At 50.1% G+C, this 523-nt stretch carries 1 pseudogene; it reads right to left on the bottom strand.

Going from position 1 to position 523, the window contains the following annotated elements:
- Nucleotides 1–500: pseudogene (locus tag AC1RPU_RS07790) on the bottom strand (hypothetical protein); the annotation flags it as partial.
- Nucleotides 501–523: the final 23 nt, after the last annotated feature.

Below are 523 nucleotides of genomic sequence, written 5' to 3'. Positions count from 1 at the left end.
GTAGAACCGCTATCTGAGATAAGCGATGTGCCGGTCGCAGCGTTGTTATCCGATGCCTGAACCACAATATTGCCGTTAGCATCGGGTTGCTGACCATCTACGGTCTTCACCTTGCCAGCATTATCGAGTTCCTGTTGAAGATTGGGTATATCCGCAATATCAATCTCGACGGCACCAACAGAATTCGGAAACTTGTTGTTGACGGATTTCACTTCACCGGCCGCAAAACTCACTGCTGTAGTTGCTCCGTATACCGAACCATCGTTAACTGTAAACGTGGTGCCGCCCGCGTACTCAATGCCGTTACGCCAAACTTGGGCATTGCTTGCTAGACCTGAATCGGGACCAGATACGTCGTAGAACAAATCAATTACTGCACCATAGATTATGGCGTCGCATATGGGCTGGTAGGGCAGAGCAAATCGCCACTTTTCTTGTTCTAGGTCCCACAGGTAAGCACCTTGCCGCTGTGTGTTCCCCTCTGTTGAAGTCACGATCATGACTTGCGTTAGAGGTGTCGGAG

The organism is Dellaglioa sp. CoH-55-MRSF-7 (assembly GCF_056782235.1).
Note: the sequence above shows the minus strand (reverse complement) of the source record. Positions and strands in the feature narration are given on the sequence as shown.